Origin of the sequence: Actinomadura rayongensis, from assembly GCF_009831215.1 — a bacterium.
Taxonomy (GTDB): Bacteria; Actinomycetota; Actinomycetes; order Streptosporangiales; family Streptosporangiaceae; genus Spirillospora; species Spirillospora rayongensis.
This window is the reverse complement of sequence record NZ_WUTW01000007.1, coordinates 10,134-29,560: the sequence shown is the minus strand read 5'-3', so window position 1 is coordinate 29,560 and position 19,427 is coordinate 10,134. Positions and strand designations below refer to the sequence as shown.

General features: G+C 75.9%; 11 protein-coding genes and 1 pseudogene. 3 read left to right on the top strand and 9 right to left on the bottom strand.

Annotated features, from left to right (window positions below):
- Nucleotides 1-9: 9 nt before the first annotated feature.
- From GQ466_RS25260 to GQ466_RS25240, 5 genes are all read right to left on the bottom strand, one after another.
- On the bottom strand, nt 10-696 hold the full coding sequence (locus tag GQ466_RS25260; RefSeq protein ID WP_202421116.1) for a lysophospholipid acyltransferase family protein: 687 nt from the start codon (nt 694-696) through the stop codon (nt 10-12).
- Between the two features lie 90 nt (nt 697-786).
- Nucleotides 787-1,401 (bottom strand): GOLPH3/VPS74 family protein, encoded by a 615-nt coding sequence (locus tag GQ466_RS25255; RefSeq protein WP_161105535.1) that lies wholly within the window; start codon nt 1,399-1,401, stop codon nt 787-789.
- A gap of 1 nt (nt 1,402) precedes the next feature.
- The gene (locus GQ466_RS25250; RefSeq protein WP_161105534.1) at nt 1,403-1,627 is read right to left on the bottom strand and encodes a hypothetical protein; all 225 of its coding nucleotides are present in this window, start codon (nt 1,625-1,627) and stop codon (nt 1,403-1,405) included.
- Between the two features lie 3 nt (nt 1,628-1,630).
- Nucleotides 1,631-2,533: an SPFH domain-containing protein gene (locus GQ466_RS25245; protein ID WP_161105533.1), complete on the bottom strand. Its 903-nt coding sequence runs from the start codon at nt 2,531-2,533 to the stop codon at nt 1,631-1,633.
- A gap of 42 nt (nt 2,534-2,575) precedes the next feature.
- Complete coding sequence (locus GQ466_RS25240; RefSeq protein ID WP_161105532.1) at nt 2,576-2,962, bottom strand: MDR/zinc-dependent alcohol dehydrogenase-like family protein; 387 nt, start codon at nt 2,960-2,962, stop codon at nt 2,576-2,578.
- An 11-nt stretch (nt 2,963-2,973) separates the two neighbouring features.
- On the opposite strand from GQ466_RS25240, the pseudogene GQ466_RS33200 reads away from it, so the two are divergent.
- Nucleotides 2,974-3,345 (top strand): annotated as a pseudogene (locus GQ466_RS33200) (HAD family hydrolase); the annotation flags it as partial.
- Nucleotides 3,346-3,492: 147 nt separating this feature from the next.
- Here the strand turns inward: GQ466_RS33200 and GQ466_RS25230 are convergent.
- The 4 genes from GQ466_RS25230 to GQ466_RS25215 form a co-directional block, all read right to left on the bottom strand.
- Entirely contained in the window at nt 3,493-5,031 is a 1,539-nt protein-coding gene (locus GQ466_RS25230; RefSeq protein WP_161105531.1) for an MFS transporter, read from the bottom strand.
- A 256-nt stretch (nt 5,032-5,287) separates the two neighbouring features.
- Nucleotides 5,288-8,395, bottom strand: a complete 3,108-nt coding sequence (locus GQ466_RS25225; protein ID WP_202421115.1) for an AfsR/SARP family transcriptional regulator — start codon at nt 8,393-8,395, stop codon at nt 5,288-5,290.
- A 170-nt stretch (nt 8,396-8,565) separates the two neighbouring features.
- Entirely contained in the window at nt 8,566-10,767 is a 2,202-nt protein-coding gene (locus GQ466_RS25220; protein ID WP_237418369.1) for an SNIPE associated domain-containing protein, read from the bottom strand.
- A gap of 113 nt (nt 10,768-10,880) precedes the next feature.
- Nucleotides 10,881-11,234, bottom strand: coding sequence for a nucleotide pyrophosphohydrolase (locus tag GQ466_RS25215; RefSeq protein WP_103565022.1), 354 nt, complete (start codon nt 11,232-11,234; stop codon nt 10,881-10,883).
- Between the two features lie 346 nt (nt 11,235-11,580).
- Between GQ466_RS25215 and GQ466_RS25210 the strand changes: the two genes are divergently transcribed.
- Together GQ466_RS25210 and GQ466_RS25205 are read left to right on the top strand one after the other, a co-directional pair.
- A complete protein-coding gene (locus GQ466_RS25210) occupies nt 11,581-17,379 on the top strand; it encodes a hypothetical protein (RefSeq protein WP_161105529.1) in 5,799 nt (1,932 codons plus the stop codon).
- On the top strand, nt 17,376-19,418 hold the full coding sequence (locus GQ466_RS25205; RefSeq protein WP_161105528.1) for an MBL fold metallo-hydrolase: 2,043 nt from the start codon (nt 17,376-17,378) through the stop codon (nt 19,416-19,418). The genes GQ466_RS25210 and GQ466_RS25205 overlap by 4 nt, the downstream gene beginning before the upstream one ends.
- Nucleotides 19,419-19,427 lie beyond the last annotated feature (9 nt).

Here is a 19,427-nt window from a genome sequence, read left to right as displayed (position 1 = left end):
CCGCGCACGCTAGCGGGACGGGCCGTCCCCGCGCGAGCGGATTACCCGGGGGGCGTAGGAGTCGACGTACTCCTGGCCCGACAGCTCCCGGATCGCCCGCATGATCTCGTCGGTGACCTCCCGGGCGTCGGCGCGTCCGGCGAAGTCCAGCGGCGCGCCGATCCGGACGCCGACCCGGCCCGGACGCGGGATCGCCCGGCCCGGCGGCTGCACCCGGTCGGTCCCCGCCAGCGCCACCGGGACGACCGGCGCGCCCGTCCGCAGCGCCAGCCGCGCCACGCCCGTGTGGCCCCGGTACAGCCGTCCGTCGGGGGAGCGGGTGCCCTCGGGATGCAGCGCGAACACGCCGCCCGCGTCCAGCACCCCGGCGCCCGCGTCCAGCGCGGCCTGCGCCGCCGCGCCGCCCGACCGGTCCACCGCGATCGCGCCGACGCCCCGGAAGAACGCGGCCATCGCCCGTCCCGCCGGGCCCGGACGCGTGAAGTACTCGTGCTTGCCGAGGAAGAACACCTGGCGGCGCACCACGAGCGGCAGCACGAACGAGTCGCAGAACGCCAGATGGTTCGCCGCGAGGATCACCGGGCCGGTGCGCGGCACGTGCTCGCCGCCGCGGACGTCCGGCCGGAACGCGACCCGCAGCGCGGGCCCGAGGACGACGTGCTTCATCAGCGGATAGATCAGGCGCTCGGCGGTCATTCCCGCAGCGTAGGCGGACGGGCGCGGCGGGCGCGGCGCGCGCCCGGGACAAAGCGCGGCCCGCCGGTCTTGTCGGGCCGCGCTCTTGCGTCAGGCCGCCGCGCGCTGCTGCGCGATCACCTTCTTGACGGCCGGCGCCGCCGGGCCCGACCGCGCCGTCAGTTCCGCGATGCGCCGCCGGTGCCGCCGCCGGTCGCGCCGGGGGAGCACCGTGTTCAGCTCGCCGGCCGCCGCCAGCGCCACCGCCGCCGCGTCGTAGCTGTTCACGTGCGCCGCCGGACGGCCCCGCAGCGCCGCCGACGCCCCGCCCCACAGCGTCTTCACCACGCGCGGGTCGCGGACGGTCACCCGCGTGCGCGGGAAGACGCCGAGCACCCGGTACGGCGTCGTCCGGATCCAGCCGTCGCGCTCCAGCTCGTCCCGGACGGTCCGGATCATCGCGCGGCCGTCCTTGCGCACCCAGTGCTGCCACGTCCGGGGCCGCGACGCGGCGAGCTGCGCGAGGACGCCGTACGGGTCGTCGCCGGGCGTCCCCGGCACGGGCCGGCCCTTCTCCTCCCCGATCCGGCCGTCGAGGAACAGCTCGGTCAGCGCGGCGGCGCGCAGGACGTAGCCGAGCCTGCCGCCGTGCACGAGCCGCTGCTTGCGCAGGTCGTAGGCCAGCAGGTACATGCGGGACGGAAGGCCGTCCGGCGTCTCCACCATGTCAGATCTCCTCCCCGTCGTCGTCGGTCTCATCCTTGCGCGGACGCCCCGGGCCCCGGATCCGGCCCGCCGACCCGGGCATCCGCCCGGCGTCGGCGAGCGCGCGCCGCAGCAGGAACTCGATCTGGGCGTTGGTGCTGCGCAGCTCGTCGCCCGCCCACCGCGCGAGCGCGTCGTGCACCGCCGGATCGAGACGCAGCAGGATCTTCTTGCGTTCGGTCGCCACGGGTCACTGGTAGAGCGAGCCGGTGTTGACGACCGGCTGGGCGTCCCGGTCGGCGCACAGCACCACGAGCAGGTTGCTGACCATCGTCGCGCGGCGCTCCTCGTCCAGCTCCACGACCTGCTCGGAGTCCAGCCGTTCGAGCGCGAGCTGCACCATCCCGACCGCGCCCTCCACGATCCGCTGCCGCGCCGCGACCACCGCGCCCGCCTGCTGGCGGCGCAGCATCGCCTGCGCGATCTCCGGCGCGTAGGCCAGCCGGGTGATCCGCGACTCCACGATCCGCACGCCCGCCGATGCCACTCGCAGCGCCAGCTCGGCGGAGAGCCGCGCGGTGATCTCGTCGGCGTTCTCGCGCAGCGACGTGCGGTCGGCGGCGTCGTAGGGGAAGCTGCCCGCGATGTGCCGGACGGCGGCCTCGGTCTGGAACGCCACGAACTCCACGAAGTCGTCCACCTCGAAGACGGCGCGGGCGGTGTCCTCGACCTGCCAGACGACGACGGCGGAGATCTGGATGGGGTTGCCGTCCAGGTCGTTGACCTTGGCGAGCCCGGTCTCGTGGTTGCGGATGCGGGTGGAGACGCGCTGGCGCGTGGCGATCGGGTTGACCCAGCGCAGGCCGCTGTCGCGGACCGTCCCGGTGTAGCGGCCGAGCAGCAGGACGACGCGCGCCTCGCCCGGCGCGACGGGCGTCAGCCCGGCCAGCGCGACCAGCCCCGCGAGGATCAGCAGCGTTCCCGCGACCAGCCCGACGACGATGAGCGCCCCGCCCGCCGCCGTCAGCCCGACCGCGAGCGCGATCCCGCCGAGGACGGCCAGCAGGCCCGCCCACAGCGCCGCCCAACCGTTGGCGTTCCGCGCGCGCCGTTCCTGGATCTTCGGTTCCGGCATCTCGATCCGCGTGTCCATGACCCCTCCTCGGTGTGCCATCACCACGTTAGCAAAGTGATATCACTTTTCCAAGGGTCGGACGCCGCCGCGAAGCGCGGTCGTCCGCGCGGCCCCGGCCAGGGCGGCGTCCACCTCGGCCGGCGGGAACACGGGCCCGAGGACGTCCGCGACGGGCGGGCGCGCGGCGGCCGACCCGGTCCACGCGACGGCTTCGGCCAGGTCGGCGGGGGTGTAGTTGTGGACGCCCCGGACGGTGAGCAGCCCGCGCACCACGTCCTGCGCCGCCCAGTCCAGCGCGACACCCGGCGACACCGTCCCGGCGAGCATGATCGTCCCGCCGGTCGCGGTGCGGGCCGGAGCGCGCCGCGCCGCGCCGGCCGCGCCGGACAGTTCGAGGCAGGCGTCGGCGGGCGGTAGGTCCGCGCCGGGCCCGGCCCGGCACCGCACCGCCCGCCGCCGTGGACGCGATCTACGCCGACTTCGCCGGACGCCTGAACAAGGCCTACGCGGCCGTCCCGCCGACCCCGCTCCCCGGCGTCCCGGAAGCCCTCACCGCGCTGCGCGCCGCCGGAGTGAAGGTCGTCCTCCAAACCGGCTACGCCCGCGACATCGCCGAATCCATCCTCGCCGCACTGAACTGGACGGTAGGAGCCACCGTGGACGCTCTGGTCACGAGCGACGAGGTCCCCACCGGCCGTCCCGCGCCCTACCTGGTGTTCCGCGCGATGGAACTGACCGGCGTGACGTCCGTCGACCGCGTCCTCGTCACCGGCGACACCCCCAACGACCTGGCCGCCGGCCGCAATGCCGGAGCACGCTTCGTCGTGGGCGTCCTGTCCGGCGCCCTGTGGACCAGCTTGCGGTGCGTGAGCGTGGGTCCCGGGACGGGGAAAGCGGAAGGACCGTGGGACTCCGCGACTTGGTCGCGGAGTCCCACGGTCGGTGCGGGGGTTGGGGCGGAGGCTGTTTGCGGTGGGTCAGGCCACGGGGACGGGTTCTTCCGATGCGTCCGGGATCACCTTGGGGACGGAGCGGAGCGTGATCAGGGCGACCCCGGCGACCAGTACCGCGAAGCCCGCGCTGAGCAGGAGCGCGCCGTGCATGCCGTCCACGAACGCGGTCCGCGCGGCGTCGACGACCTCGGCGCCCGTGCGCGCCGGGAGGGCGGACGCGGCCTCGAACGCGCCCGGGAGCGAGTCGCGGGCGTGCGCGGCGGCGCCGTGCGGGACGCCCGCCGGAAGGTCCAGCGCGTTCCGGTAGACGAGGTTCAGCACGCTGCCGAGGACGGCCAGCCCGAGCGCGCCGCCGAGTTCGGTCGCGGTCTCGGAGATCGCCGACGCCGCGCCCGTCCGCCGCTTCGGCACCGACGCGAGCACCGTGTCGCCGGTGACGGTCAGCGCCAGCCCCATGCCGACGCCCGACAGGACGGTCGGGATCGCGATGATCCAGTACGCGGTGCCCGTCCCGACGACCTGGAACGACGCGAACGCGACGGCGGCGATGACCATGCCGAGCGCGACCGTCCGCGCCCGTCCGGCGGCGGCGATCAGCGGGGGCGCCAGCGCCGCGCCGCCCGCCATCGCGCCGAGCGCGCCGGGCAGCCCGGCGAGGCCCGCCCGCAGCGGCGACCAGCCGAGGACGAGCTGGAAGTACAGCGAGAAGATCAGCGACTGGGCGACGAGCGCGAACATCGCGAACAGGTTGGCGCTGACCGAGCCGGTGAACGCGCGGTCGCGGAACAGCGAGACGTCGATCAGCGGCTCGTCCAGCCGCGTCTGCCGCCACAGGAACGCCGCGATCCCGGCGACGCCGACCACCGCCGCGACGTACACGCGCGGCTCGCCGCCGTGCGCCGCCGCCTCCTTGATCGCGTAGACGAGCCCGAGCACGCCCGCCGCCGACAGCGGGACGCTCGCGAGGTCGAGCCGTCCGGTGACGGTCGCGGGCGCCTTCGGCAGAACCGCCAGCCCCACCACCAGCACGAACACCATCACCGGCACGTTGATCAGGAACACCGACCCCCACCAGAAGTGCCCGAGCAGCGCCCCGGCGAGCACCGGCCCGAGCCCGACCGCGAGCCCGCCGACCGCCATGAACCCGCCGACGGCCGCGGTCCGCTGCTTGGGGTCGGTGAACACGGCCCGGATGAGCGACAGCGCGGACGGCATCAGCGTCGCCCCCGCCACCCCGAGCAGCGCCCGCGCCCCGATCAGCAGCTCCGCCGACCCGGCGTACGCCGTGACGGCCGACGCCGCCGCAAAGAGCGCCGTCCCGGCCAGCAGCAGCCGCCGGTGCCCGATCCGGTCCCCGATCCCGCCCATCGTGACGAGCAGGGCCGCCAGCGCGAACCCGTACGCGTCCGAAATCCACAGGATCTGCGTGGCGGACGGCCCGAGATCGGCGCTGATCCGCGGAATCGCCTGGTTGAGCGCGGTGAGATCGACGTTGGGGACGAGCGCCACCACCGCGCACAGCGCGAAGGTGCCCCACTTGCGAGCAGAAGAGATCGTTGCCATGCCGAGGACTCTCGATCCCGCCCCTGACCGCCCACGCACCGTCCACTGACAACCCACCCCCCACCGGTGCGCGACCCGTCACGCAAGACCAGCGCACATCACGTCCTCCCGGCCAAGCCCACTGCCGCACGCGTGTTCCCGCGCGCCGCCCGCCGAGTCTCGCCGGGGCGTCGGCTGCCGGGCGGGGCCGCTGCGCGGACGCCGCCCAGGGGAGGGTGACGCCGCGCCCGGCAGGTGGGCGGTGTCGCCGATGCCGTCAGGTGAGGGCGGTGTGCATCACCTCCTCGGGGGTGAGGGCGGCGCCTTGGGCGTGTTCTTTCGCGTAGGTTTCCGGGCCTAGTTCGGCCGTGGCGTCGGCTGCGAGGCGGGCCGCCTCGGGGACGTCGTCCACGGGGGAGCCCGCGAGGGCCGTGGCCGCGCCGAGGAGGTGGGCGGCGCGGGCGGCGTCGCCGGTGGCGAGGGCCGCGCCCGCTAGGCCCGCGACGGCGTGGGCGCGGGCCGCGAAGATCGGGTGGTCGGTCGCCAGGGAGAGGGCCGTCCGGAAGAGTTCGGCCGCGTGCGGTTCGTCGCCCTCGGCGAGGGTCACCCAGCCCAGGCCGACCAGTCCCTCCATCTTCGTGGCCTCGGCGAGGTAGCGCTCGGACGTCCGCAGGCCCGGTTGCGCCTCCTCGTACCAGCGGCGCGCCTCGGCGACGTCGCCGCGCGCCCGGGCCAGCAGGCCGAGGCCGTGGTAGGCGGCGGACACCTTGTCCGGCGCGCCCGCCCGGCGGGCGAGCAGGGCCGCGCGGCGGTAGTCCGCAGCGGCGGCGTCGGAGTTGCCCGCGCGGTGCAGCAGGCCCGCCCGGCGGCACAGCAGGTCGGCCGAGTCCTCCAGGGCGCCGAGCTGTTCGGCCAGGTCCAGCGCCTCGGCCAGCAGCGCGAGCGCCCGGTCCCGGTCGCCCCGCGCCTCGGTGAACGACGCCAGCGTGTCCAGCGTGTTGGCGATGCCCCACCGGTCCCCGACGCGCCGGAACGTCGCGAGCGCCGCCTCGCAGCAGCGCGTGCCCGCCTCGACGTCGCCCCGGAACTGGGCGAGGAAGCCCTCGCTCATCACCAGGACGGCTTGCGACCAGTCGTCGTCGGCGCGGATCTGCCGGGCGAACGCCTCCTTGTCCGTCCGGTCCGGCCCGGCCGTCAGCGCCCACAGCACCATCGCCGCCGGGTGCCGCGACGGACGGTCGATGCCCGCCAGCACCGCGTCCGCCCGGTCCAGCCAGGCCACCGCCCGCTCGCCCGCCGCCCCGCCCGACACGGCGTTGGCGGCGCACATCACGTACTCCTCCTCCAGCCCGTCGGGCACGTCGTCGCCGAGGACGTCCATCAGCCCGGCCGCCAGCGCCGCGCCCTCGATCCGTCCGCGCAGCCACCAGTACCAGGACAGCGCCGCGACGAGCCGCAGCGCGACCGGCGGATCGCCGAGCGAGCGCCGCAGCGCGGCGTGCAGGTCGCCGTGCTCGGCGACCAGCCGGTCCAGCCAGACGAGCTGGTCCGCGCCGCGCAGCCGGCCGTCCGCCCGCTGCGCCAGGGCGAGGAAGTGGGCGGCGTGCGCGCGCTCCAGCTCCGCCCGCTCGCCCGCCTCGTCCAGCCGCTCGGCGCAGAAGACCCGGATCGTGTCGAGCATCCGGAACCGTGCTCCGTCGGTCTGGACGAGCGACTTGTCGGCCAGCTCCAGCACCAGTTCCTCCGTGCCGGGCAGGCCGCACACCTCCTCCGCCATCGCGAGCGTGAACCCGCCGGTGAACACCGTCAGGCGCCGCGCCGCCGCCCGCTCGTCCGGGCCCAGCAGGTCCCAACTCCACTCCACGACCGACCGCAGCGTCCGGTGCCGCGCGACGGCCGTCCGGTCGCCCCGCGACAGCAGCCGGAACCGGTCGCCCAGCCGCGCCGCGACCTCCTCCACCGGCAGCGAGCGCAGGCGTGCGGCGGCCAGCTCGATCGCCAGCGGCAGGCCGTCCAGCGCGGAGCAGATCCGCACCACCGCGTCCACCGTGCCCTCGTCCACGGCGAACCCGGGCCGGACGGCCGCCGCGCGGTCCGCGAACAGCCGGACGGCCGGGTACGCGGCGGCGGCGCCGGCGTCCGCGCCCTCGGGCGGCAGCCCCAGCGGGGGGAGCGGACGCAGCGTCTCCCCGGTGATCCCGAGCGGCTCCCGGCTCGTCGCGAGGACGCGCAGCAGCGGGCAGGACGTCAGCAGCCGCCGCGCCAGGTCCGCCGCCGCCTCGACCACGTGCTCGCAGTTGTCGAGGACGAGCAGCAGCGGCCGTCCGGTCAGCGCCGCGACGAGCCGGTCCACGCCGGGCGCGCCGCCCCCGCCGCCGGGCAGGATCGCGCTCTCCCGCAGCCCGAGCGCACCCAGCACCGCCTTCGGCACCTCCGCGCCGTCGCCGAGCGGCGCCAGGTCCACGAAGCAGGTCTCGCCCCGCTCGCGGCCCGCCGCCTCGATCGCCAGCCGCGTCTTGCCCGCGCCGCCCGGGCCGAGCAGCGTGACGAGCCGCCCGGCCGCGAGCGTCCGGCCGACCCGGGCCAGCTCGTCGTCGCGCCCGACGAAGCTGGTGAGCTGCGCGGGCAGCGGCGGCCCCGCCGGTCTTCGCTCCGGCGCCCCGCCGCGCAGCAGGTCGACGTGGACCTCGGCCAGCGCGGGCGACGGGTCGGCGCCCAGCTCGTCGGCGAGCCGCGTCCGGACGTCCTCGAACGCGGCGAGCGCCTCGGCCTGCCGGCCCGCCGCCGCGAGCGCGCGCATCAGCAGGCCGACCGCGCGTTCGCGCAGCGGATGCCCGGCGAGCAGCCCGCGCAGGTCGTCGATCGCCTCGGCCGCGGCGCCGAGCGCGAGCCGCGCCGCCGCCAGGTCCTCCAGGGCGCCCAGCCGCGCCTCCTCCAGCCGCGCCGCCTGCCCGGCCGCGAACGGCGCCGCGACGCCCGCCAGCGCCGGGCCCCGCCACAGCCCGGCCGCCTCCGCCAGCAGGGCCGCCGCCTGCGGGAACGCGCCCCGCTCCAGCGCCCGTCCGCCGTCGCGGGCGAGCCGCTCGAACCGCAGCGCGTCCACGTCGTCGGGGTCGGCGACGAGCCGGTACCCCTCCGCGCCGCCCGCCACGAGGCCCGCGTCCCCGAGGCCGCGCCGCAGCCGCGACACCTGCGACTGCAGCGCGTTGGCCGCTCCGACCGGCGGATCGTCCCCGTACAGCCCGTCGATCAGCCGGTCCACCGGGACGAGCCGCCCGGCGTCCAGCGCCAGCCGCGCCACGAGCGCCCTGACCATGGGACCGCCGACGGCGACGGCCCGCCCGCCGTCGTCCACCTCCACGGACCCGAGAACCCCGAAACGCATGGCCCGATTCTCGCCCATCCGCCCCGGTCACCGCCGCCCCCGCCCGCGCCTGTGGAAAACCTCCCGTCCCCCGGGGAACAACCGCCCGCCCCCGCCCGTTGGAACAGATGCGCCCCAGAGGCGTCGTGCGGTGCGGGGACCACCGGGGGGATGGCTCCCCGCACCGCGCCTTAGCTGCTGCTCCGCCGATACTCCTCCGCCTCGGGGACGTCCTTGTACGCCACGAGATGGTTCCCGGCGATGCGCGCCAGGACGTCGCGGACCTCGCCCGGAGTCGCGTAGAAGAACTCGCGCCGGTTGTTGACCCGGTTCACTCGCCGCTCGGCGAACTCCTGGTGCAGCCGGTTCTCCAGCTCCACCGCGTCCGCGCTGAAGATCAGCGCGTGGACGTCGAAGTGGAACGGCACCGACGCGTCGCCCAGCTCGCGGACCCGTTCCATCGGATCGAGCCGCCGCGTCATCCCGATCTTGACCATGCGCTCCCCGAACGCGCCGAGGTTCGAGATCACGTAGACGTGGCCCGTCCGCGTGTTGGCCTCCCGGCCCGCGACGCTCGTCAGGGCCGCGTCCACGTCGTCGCGCTTGGCCCGCAGCTCGTCCGCGCCGACGGTGTCGCCGCGCTCCTCCAGCCGGGCGATCGCGGCCTCGACGTGCGCCCGCTCCTTCAGCAGCCGCGCCTTCTCCCGCTCGAACTCGCGGCGCGCCTTGTCCTCCTCGCGCTGCCGCTCGCGCTCGGCGCGGATCCGCTCCTTCTCCTCCTCGGCCTTGGCGAGGTGGTCGGCCGTCAGCCGCAGCTCGCGGCGCCGGACGTTCCGGTACTGCGCGCTGACGCGGATGTCCATCGTCTTGCCGAGCCGTTCGATGGTCTGCGCGGTCTTGTCCAGCCGGTCCAACGCCGACTGCAATTTGTACGGCCGCATCGTCCGCACGAGGTTGTCCGCCTCGGCGTTGTAGGCGCGCAGCATCAGCTTCGAGAAGTCGCGGACCATCGCACGGCCCTGCGCCTGTGACCCGTTCACCGACCAGTTCGTCGCGCCGACGACCGCGCGGCCCGCGCGGGCGAGGGAGCTGATCTCGTCCTTCACGGCGGCGAGCTTGGCCTTGTAGGCGACGACGTCCGCGAGCGGATGCAGGTACTCGTAGACGCCGACCTCCTGCAGCAGCGCGACGTCCCGCGTCTCGACGATCGCGGTGCGCGCCTCCTCCAGCCGCGCGGTCTCCCGCTCCAGCTCGACGCGGGTCTCGGCCAGCCGCGTCCGGAGCGTCTCGATCTCGGCGGCGAGCCGCATGGGCTCCAGCAGGCCGAGTCGTTCCGCCTCGGCGCGCAGCCGCGCGTTCTCCGCCTCCAGCTCCTCGATCCGCTGCTTCCGCCCGCCGAACATCGGCCGCCGCTCCCCGCCGAACGGCGACGCCGGAGGCACCGGCTCCGGCGCCGGGGCGGCCTGGACGGACGGCGCCGGACCGTCCTGCACCCAGAACTGCCAGTCCGGCGGCGGCGCGGGCCAGGACGGATCGGCACGCCACCCCGGCGGCGGCGTCCACCCCGGCGGCGGGACGGGCCACCCGGGCGGACTCACATAACGCCAGCTCACAGGCGCCTGCACGGGCGCAGCGGGATGAGGCGCGACCGGCGCGGGCGCAAAAGCGGCGGGCGGCGCGGAACCGGAGGCCGGCGGAGCGGCGGGCGGCGGCGCGGCGGGCGCGAACATGTCCGGCGCGGCCGGGCTCGACGTGGGCGCGGCCGGTGTCGGGACGGGCCCGGGAGGGACGGGCGCAGCCGAGCCGGGCATGGCGGACGCGGGCGTCACGGGCGTGGCGGGGAAGGGCACGGCGGGCGCGGGTGCGGCAGGCACAGGCGCGGCAGGGACGGGCGCAGCAGGCGCAGTGGGGACGGGTGCAGGGACGGGCGCAGCAGGCGCAGGCGCGGTGGGAACGGGTGCGGCGGGGGCGGGCGGGGGGAACGCGGGCGCGGCGACCGGTGGGGGAGCCAGGTGCTCGCGCACGAGCCCGACGATCATGTCGGCGTCCCGCTCGGCGAGATCGCCGTAGCCCGTCCGGGCCCCGCCGACGTCGACGATCAGGGACCGCCGTCCCGCAGCGGCGGCGAACGCGTCCACCGAGGCGATGTCGGCGAGCGCGACCCGGACGGCGGGCCCGACTTTCGCGATGTCGGCGGCGACGAAGCCGAGGAGCCGCCGCCCGGTGACCGCGACATGCGTCACCCCGCCGGGCGAGCGGGAGACGGCGGCCAGGCCGAGCACGCCCTCGCCGGGCGCGAGGAAGAGCCCGACCAGCCGCAGCAGCCGGGCGGAGTCGGCGGGATCCACATCGCCGCCGATGAGGGGAGGGGCGGCGTCGCCCTGGGTGGTCATCGTTCGTCGGGTCCGTTCCGTGTCCGAGGTGCCACGGCCGCGACGGCCGTGCGCCTGTGGGACGCGTCACTCACCCACCGGTTTACCCGTCCACCACAACCGGCCACCCTGCGTCACAAGGGCGGCGCCTTACGGGCGGTGCCCCGGTAGGAAGCAGCGTCATAACGACGCTCGACCTCATCGAACTTGGCGTTCGCGGCCTCCAACAGGTCGATGCCGAGCCGGTCCGCCAGCCGCGTCAGATACGCGAACACGTCACCGATCTCGGCCCGAACCCGCGCGAACGCCGCCGGATCCTCGGCCAGCCGCTCGCTCTGCTCGGGCGTGAGCCACTGGAACTCGGCGACCAACTCGCCCGCCTCCCCGGCCAGCGCCATCGCCAGGTTCTTCGGCGTGTGGAACCGCTCCCAGTCCCGCTCCGCGCCGAACTCCCGCAACCGGGCGGCGAACTCCTCAATCTCCCGCATCCGGCCAGCCTAGGACGTGCGCGCGCGCCCGGCACGGACACGTTCGGCGAACGCCCGCCGCGGACTCGTGTCCGAGATTCCCGCTTATGGGCTAGGCGTGACGTTCATGGACCAATGGCTGATTCGGCGAGGCCACGGGTGTGCCGTTAATTCACTTATCGGCCGCCCGCTATTGAGGCATCAAGAGCGGGCGCCGAAAGTGGCCCGGGAAAATTTTCGGTATTGATCACACCATGTCCCCCATGTGTTTACGGTGGCGCACACATCGACGGAGTCCATCGGAGGTTCTATGGGCGGCAGGCACCGTTGTGCGGGATGCAAGGAGGGCGAGCCCCCGGCCGGACGCTTGGCCGAGCTGCATGATCGTCCGGATCTCGGCGGCATCGCCGACACGGCGCTGGCCGCGGTGACGGCCGAGGACGCCGCGGACTTACTCCGTTCCCTGCCCGACATCGGCCGCCGGACACTGCTGCAGATCGTCGGTCTCGGCGGCACCAGAAAGATCACCATTCGTACCGCGCAGGCATTCTTGCGCGTCATGCGCGGCGGGGATCCGCAGCGCCGCGACGCGCTGCGCGGATGGCTCGATTCCTTCGCGCTCCACGGTTTCGCGAGCAACGGCGACGAACTGTCCGCGGCGGACTGCGCGGACCTCCTCGGAACCGGCGCGGAAAGCGTTCTGCGGCGGGCCCGCTGGCTGAGGTCCGCGCCGTGCTGGACCCTCCCCGACGCGCTCCTGGCCTGGAGCCTCGCCCGGACGGTCGAAGCCGATCGTCCGCTCGCCGTGGTCGCGCTCGGCCTGCTCGCGACCACGGACAACCCGCCCGCACGCGCCGCCTGGCGCGCCGTGCGCTCCCACGTTCCCGAACTGCCCGAAGACCCCGTCGCCGTCGGTGTGCTGCGCGACCTGGTCCGGCGAGGCGCCCACCCGAACGAGGAGAGCCCGTACACGATGACGAACGATCCCGAAGCGATCGCGGCGGCGCTCGCCGGACTGCGGCCGAGGTTCGGCCCGGCGGCGGACGCGGCCTCCCGCACGGCCGACCTCCTGCGCGCCCTGCGTGCGCCCGACCCCGCCGACCTGGCCGTCGTCCAGCGGCTCGCCGCGGACTTCGAGGCCGCGCGGGCGGACGTCGGGCGGCTGACGGGCGAGGACGCCGAACCGGACCTGACGGCGCTGCTCGAACGCGTCGACGGACTGCGCGCGGACCTGACGACCCGTCCGCTCGCCGGGCTCGCCGGCCCCGAGGCCGCAGCCGCGCTCGTCACCGAGATCCGCCGGATGAGCGCCGGCCCCGACGCGCGGCGGCTCGTCGCCCTGGCCGAACTCCTGCGCGCCCGCGCACGCGAGGACCTCGCGCTCCTCCCGGACCTGGCGAACCGCGCGCGTGCCGAACTGCCCGGCCGTCTCGCGGCGATCGTCGACTTCGCGCTGCTCGGGCAGCTCACGCTGGACGAGGCGGACGCCCGCCCCGCGCCCGGGCCGCCGCCGGACGAGGCGGACACGCGTCCCGCGCCGCCGCCGGACGAGACCGCCGAGCCCGAGGACGCCGCCGACGACCTCGCCGAACTCGACGAGATCATCGCCGCGACGGCGCCCGCGCGCAGGCCGGACGACGAGAGGCCGCAGCCCGCGAAGGAACCGGAGGCGCCGCCCGTCGCGGAGCCCGCCCCGGCGGAGCCCCCGCGGGCCGACCGCGCGGCGGAGGCCGAGATCGCGGCCCTGACCGCAGGCCGTCCCGGACTCGCGGGCTGGATCCGCACCGCCGCCGGACGGCCCGCCCACGAGCACGACGCCCGGCGGTGCGCCGCCCTGGCCCGGGACGTCGTCCGGTTCGCCGGCCCGCTGTCGGGCGAGTTCACCGCCGCGGCGCGCTCGCTCGACGCCAAGAAGCTCGCCGACGACCCCGCCGGGGGCCTGCTCGCGTGGGCGGCGGGCATCCGGGTGAACCTCGTCAACCCGACGCCGGACTCGACGCGGCTCGTGGAGACCCTGAACGTGCTCGTCTCCGACCACCCGGAGCTGCGGGCGTGCGGCGAGGCGTTCCTCCAGGCGGCGCGCGACGGCGTCTACCTCGGTCCCGGGCTCGACGGCTGGATCCGCGGCGTGGCCGGCTCCGCCGAGGCGCGGCGGGAGGCCGCCGCGGACGCGGCCCGGATGCTGGAGGTCGAGCCGCTTCGCAAGATCAAGTACCAGCGCGCCACCGAGGTGTGGAAGGCGCTGCTCCAGAAGGACGGCCCGATCGGGAGCCTGCTCGCCGTCGCCGCCGAGGACGACGCGGCGCGGGCCGAGGAGGCCGCGGCCGAGGTGGCCCGGCTGCGCGCCGCCGGTGAGGCCGACCGCCTGATCGACGAGGCGCACGGCCGGATCCTCGGCTTCCGGCCCGTCCGGCAGAGCAAGCAGAACAAGCGGATCATCGCGGGCGCGCGCACGCAGCTCCTGCGCGGGATCGACGCGTCGCTCGCCACCGTGGGCGAGTGGGCCGAGGCGGCGCGCGACGCGGCCGTCGAGCCCACCGGGAACGACTGGCGCACCGGCCCCCTCTACCGGCTCCGGGAGGCCGTCGGGGGCCGTCGCGCCGAGATCGAGGCGGCGTTCACGGCGCTGGCGGACGCCGCCGACCCGTTGACCGGCGCGGCGGCGGTGGCCGCCGGACGGCTGGTCGGGCACGCCCTCGACCTCCTCGACGGGATGCCGCGCGCGTCGGCCGAACCGCCCGTCGCCCACCTGCTGAACGGCGACCTGCTCCTGGCGGGCGGGCTGGCCCTCGAACCGGGGACCCTGGAGCCGCGCGCGACGCCCGAACTCGACACTCTTTGCGACCTGGCGCTCGCCGAGCCCGGCTGGGACGCCGCGTTCGAGGAGCGCGCCCGCCGCCTCGACCACGAGGGCACCGCCGCGATCGTCCGCGTCGTCGCCGAGCGCGGCGACGAGGCGACCGCGGTACGGCTCGCGGACCGCCGGGCGGAGCTGGTCGAGGAGGCGTGCTCCGAGCGCGACACCCGCGTCGAGGAGACCCGCGACCTCGTCGCCGAATGGGTCCGCGACGGCCTGCTCACCGAGGACCAGGCGCGCCGGGCCGAGGAACGGCTCGGCGCCCTGTCCGTCGACGACCGCATCGACTTCGACCGCGTCCGGACCGAACTCGACGCGCTGCGCGCCGAGCTGACCGAGCACCGGGACGTCGCGCTCGACGTCGAGCGCGTCCGCCTGGAGAAGGTGGACGACAGGATCGGCGCGGCCGACGCCGTCCGGATCAGGGAGCGGATCGACGCCGGGGACCTCACGGTCGCGCGCGAGTTCCTCGCCCAGCTCGAAGCGGGCAACAAGCTGCACGAGCCCACCGAGGGGGTCGATCACTTCCGCCGGTTCTTCCCGGCGTTCCCCGCCGCGTTCGCCGGCCGGCTCGCGGGCGGCGGACGGGCCCGCAACGCCGAGGGGAACGAGTACATCACCGCGTTGCGCAGCGCGCTCACCGCCGGGTCCGACGTGACCGACCCCGGACTGGCCGGCGTGCTGGCCGGCGCCGAGATCCGCATTCCCGGGCTGCGCGGCGCGAGCCGCCAGGTCGCGAGCGAGGGGCTCCGGCACTGGCGGACCTGCCGGCACGGCCGCAAGAGCGCGGGGAACCTCCGCTCGTCCATCGACGCGATCCTGAAGATGGTCGGGCTGGAGGCCCGGCAGACCGAGGCGGGCAGCGCCCCGGACCGGCTGTGGATCGACCTGGAGGAGGTGCGCCACTTCCGGTCCGCGCTCCTGCCCGCCTTCGGGAGCCGGATGAGCCCGTCGGGGAACCGGCTCCGGCTGCTGCTCGTCTGGCGCAGCCCCGGCCCGCAGCAGCTCGTGGAACTGCTCAAGGGGCAGCCCGAGGGGCAGACCGTCCTCATCCTGTACTTCGGCGTCCTTTCCGACGGGGACCGCGAGCAGCTCGCCGGGGAGGCCCGGCGGCGGCCCGCGCCGACGGCGGGCGTGCTGGACGACGCCGCGATCGGCTATCTCGCCTGCGTCCCCGAGGACTGGTCCGCGACCGTCGCGATCATGGCCCCGTTCACGGCGACGAACCCCTACGCGCCGTCCGGCGACGTGCCCGACGAGATGTTCTACGGCCGCGACGACCAGCTCCGCGCCGTCATCGACCGGGGCGGCTCGTCGGTGGTCTACGGCGGACGGCAGCTCGGCAAGTCCGCGCTGCTGCGCAAGGCCGAACGGCACATCTGCGACACCGACCCCGCGCGGACCGTGATCCTGGAGAACATCCAGACGGTGGGCAAGGTTCCCGCGAACTCGCTGTGGCCCCGGCTGGGCGAGCGCCTGGCCCAGGCCGGCGTCGTCCGGCCCGGGCTGACGCGCCGCGGCCCGATCATCGAGGCGGTGCGCTCCTGGGCGACCGACGACGCGGACCGGCAGCTCCTGATCCTGCTGGACGAGGCCGACCGGTTCCTCAACCAGGACGCGGACAACGCCCGCTTCGAGGACGTGACCGCCCTGCGCGACCTGATGTCCGACACCGGGCGCCGCGTCAAGGTCGTGTTCGCCGGGCTCCACCAGACCGCCCGGTTCCAGAGCCTGCCCAACCAGCCGCTCGCCCACCTCGGCACCCCGATCGCGGTGGGGCCGCTCGAACCGCAGAGCGCGTTCAACCTGCTGGTCCGGCCGTTCGCCGCGCTCGGCTTCGTCTTCCCCGAGACGCTCGCGGCCCGGGTGATCGCCGAGGCCAACAACGCCCCGGCCCTCGTCCAGCTCTTCGCCGAGCACCTGCTCACGCGACTGCGCAGGGACCCCGCCACGGTCCGCGACCTGCCGTACGTGATCAGCCGGGAGGACGTCCTCGCGGTGTGGCTGGACAAGAAGCTGGCGGAGGGCTTCCGCGACCGCTTCGAGTGGACGCTCAACCTCGACAAGCGCTACAAGGTCATCGCCTACACCGTCGCCCTGCACGCGCTCGCCAACGGAGCCGACACCGAGCTGAGCGTCCGGGACCTGTGGGAGCAGTGCCACGTCTTCTGGGCGCGCGGGTTCGAGAACTGCACCAACGACGGGTTCCGGGGCCTGCTCGACGAGTGCGTGAACCTCGGCGTCCTCAGCGTCGACGGCGACCGGTACCACCTCCGCACCCCGCACATCCTCAACCTGCTCGGCGGCGTCCACCAGGTCGAGGAGGTCCTGGAGAACGCCGGGCGCTTCGAGATGCCCGACGAGTTCGACGCGCACTCCTACCGCGCCGCGTACAAGAAGGGCCCGGAACGCTCGCCGCTGACGAGCGACCAGCTCGCGCGGCTGCTGCGGCCCCGCGTCGTGCACCTGGTGGTCGGCTCGCGGGCGCTCCACGTCGAGCGGGTCGCCGCCGCCCTCAAGGACGAGGAGACGGCCCGGTCGGAACTGCGGGTCCTGCACGTCCGCCAGGGCGGGCTGACGTTGCAGGGGGCGCTCAGCCGGGCGGGCCGGCACGACGGCCACAACCTGATCGTGCTCGACGTCCCCGAGAACCGCGACGCCGACCACTTCGGGCGCCGCCTCCAGGACGCGCGGGCGACGGTGGCGGAGTTCCGGAACGGGACGCTGTCGATGGTGCTCGTCGTCGGCCCGGCGCTGGCGCCCGCCTGGGTGCGGGCCTCCGCCCGCGACGACGTCTCCCTCACGCGGCTCCGGCGGTTCGACGCCTCCGCCGTCCGGCAGTGGATGTGGGAGGACTCCCAGGAGTTCACCGACGAGGCCGGGCAGGAGGCGCTGCTTGCCCGGACTGGGGGCTGGCCGACGCTGATCGGACGGGTCGTCACCCGCATCACCGAGGGCGACGACCGCGAGCAGGCCCTGGAGCGCTGCCGGGACGAGCTCCGGCAGCACCCCGGCGCGCTGCTGGACGACGTCGGCGTGACCGCCGACCCGGCGCTGCGGAGCGCGTGGCGGCTGCTCGTCTCGCTCGGCGGAGCCGAGACGCCCGACGATCTGGCGGGCCTGCTCGCCCTCTACGCCGAGGACTCCGTGCCGGACCTCACCGCCGGGCCGCTCGGCGAACTCGGATACGGGCGGATCAACGACGTCGTCGAGGCCCTCCGAGTCCTCGGCGCGCTCGTGCCCGAGGACGGGAAACTGGTCTGCGAACCCGTCCTGGCCGAGGCGACCCGCCGCGCGGAGGCCCGGTGACGTCCGCGGACCGCCCGGCGGTCGCCGAGGTGCTGCGCGCGGTGGCCGAGGTCGTGCTGACGCGGCCCGCCGCCGCGCACCTGCCGGACGATCCCGACCGGCTCGTCGCCGAGCGCGCGCCGCTGCTGGTCGACGCGCTGACGCGGGTCCCCGCGGTGCGGCGGGACGCGGCGGCCCGGCTCGCCTCGGCCGCGCCCCGCGTCCGCGCGCTCGCCGGCCTGCTGCTGCATCCCGACGACGCGGTGGCGACCGCGGCGCGGGAGGTGTTCGCGCCGGCGGCGCGGGTCCGCCCGGACCGCGCCGCCGAACGCGCGGACCGCAGGATCGCCGACCTCCGCGGTCGGCTGAGCCGGTCGGAGGGGCGGCTCGCGAACGCCCGCGCCGACAAGGAGAAGACCGACCGGCTGCTGGCCGAGGCCCGTGCGCGGATCCAGGAGCAGGACGAGACCGTCGCGCGCCTGCGCCGGAGCGCCCGCGCCGAGCGGGCCCGCTGGGACGATCCGCGCGCCCTCGCCGACGCCCTGCTCGACCGTCTCCGGGAGCGGCCGGACGACCCCGAGTCCCGCGACCCGCGCAACCCGTCGGAACCGGGGCGCGGCGGTGAGCTTCTGACGTCCGTCCGGGCGGCGGGCATCGAGCCCGCGACCTTCCTCGCGGGGTTGCGCGCCGTCATCGCGCCCGCGCCGCGGCCCGCCCGCGCGGCCGTGACCGACCTCGGGCTGCGGGTCGTGCCGATCGGGGGCGGGACGGAGATCGGCGGCTCGTGCCTCCTCGTCGAGGCCGGCGGCACGCGGATCCTGGTGGACGCGGGTCTGCGGCCGGGCGAGGCCGCCGCGCCGCCGCGCGACATCGAACGGGCGCTGGACGGCCCCCTGGACGGCCTGGTGATCACCCACGCGCACAACGACCACTGCGGCTATGTGCCCGCCGTGGTCGCGCGCTCGCCCGGCCTGCGGGTGCTCGCCACCCCGGAGACGGCCGCGCTCATGCCCGCCATGTGGGCCGACACGCTCAAGCTCATGCGACTGCGGGACCGCGAGACGGCCCGGTGGGGCGGCGAGCCCGCCGGGCCGCTCTACGGCCCCCGGGAGGCGGCCGACGCCGCGCGCCGCTGCGAGGCGACGCCGTTCGGCGCGGCGCGCACGATCGGCGCCCTCACGGTCGAGCTGTTCCCGGCCGGGCACGTCCTCGGCGCCGCCGGGGTCGTGATCCGCGCGGGAGACCGCCGGGTCGTCGTCACCGGGGACATCTCCGGGTTCCGGCAGGAGACCGTGGACGGATACGCGCTCCCGGAGGCGGCCAGGGAACCCGACCTGCTCGTGCTGGAGTCCACGTGCTGCGCGGAGAACCACGACGACCGCGCCGAACGCGTCGGCGACCTGACCCGCGCCGTGCGGGAGGTGTGCGCGGCGGGCGGACGGGCGCTGATCCCGGCGTTCGCGCTCGGCCGCGCGCAGGAGATCGCCCTGATCCTGCGCCGCCACGCGCCGGAGGTGCCGGTGCGGATCGACGGGATGGCCGCCGAGCTGGCCGCCCTGTTCGAGACGGTCACGGCCGGGACGCCGCGTCCGCTGACCGTGCTCGGCGGAGCGGTCGCCGTGGCGAACCGGCCGCGCGACCTGACCGGCTTCCGGCGCGGGGTCGTCATCTCGACGTCCGGGATGCTCACCGGCGGCCCCGCCGTCCAGTGGGCGCGGCGGATCCTCGCCGAACCGGACGGAGCGCTGTTCATCTCCGGCTACCAGGACGAGGAGTCGCCCGGCCGCCGGCTCCTCGAACTCGCCGAGCGCGGGGGGACCTTCGCCCTGCCCGACGGCGGGCGCGAGATCTCCGTGCCGGTCCGCGCGCGGGTCGCGACGATGCGGCTGTCCGCGCACGCGGACCGTCGCGGCCTGCTCCGGATCGCGGACGAGACGGCGGCCCGGCGGGTCATGCTCGTCCACGGGACGCGGGGCAGGCAGCGGGCGTTCGCGGACGTCCTGCGCGCCCGCGGTCAGGACGTCGCGCCCACCGCGGCGTGGCGGCCGTCCGCGCGCTGACGGCGCGGG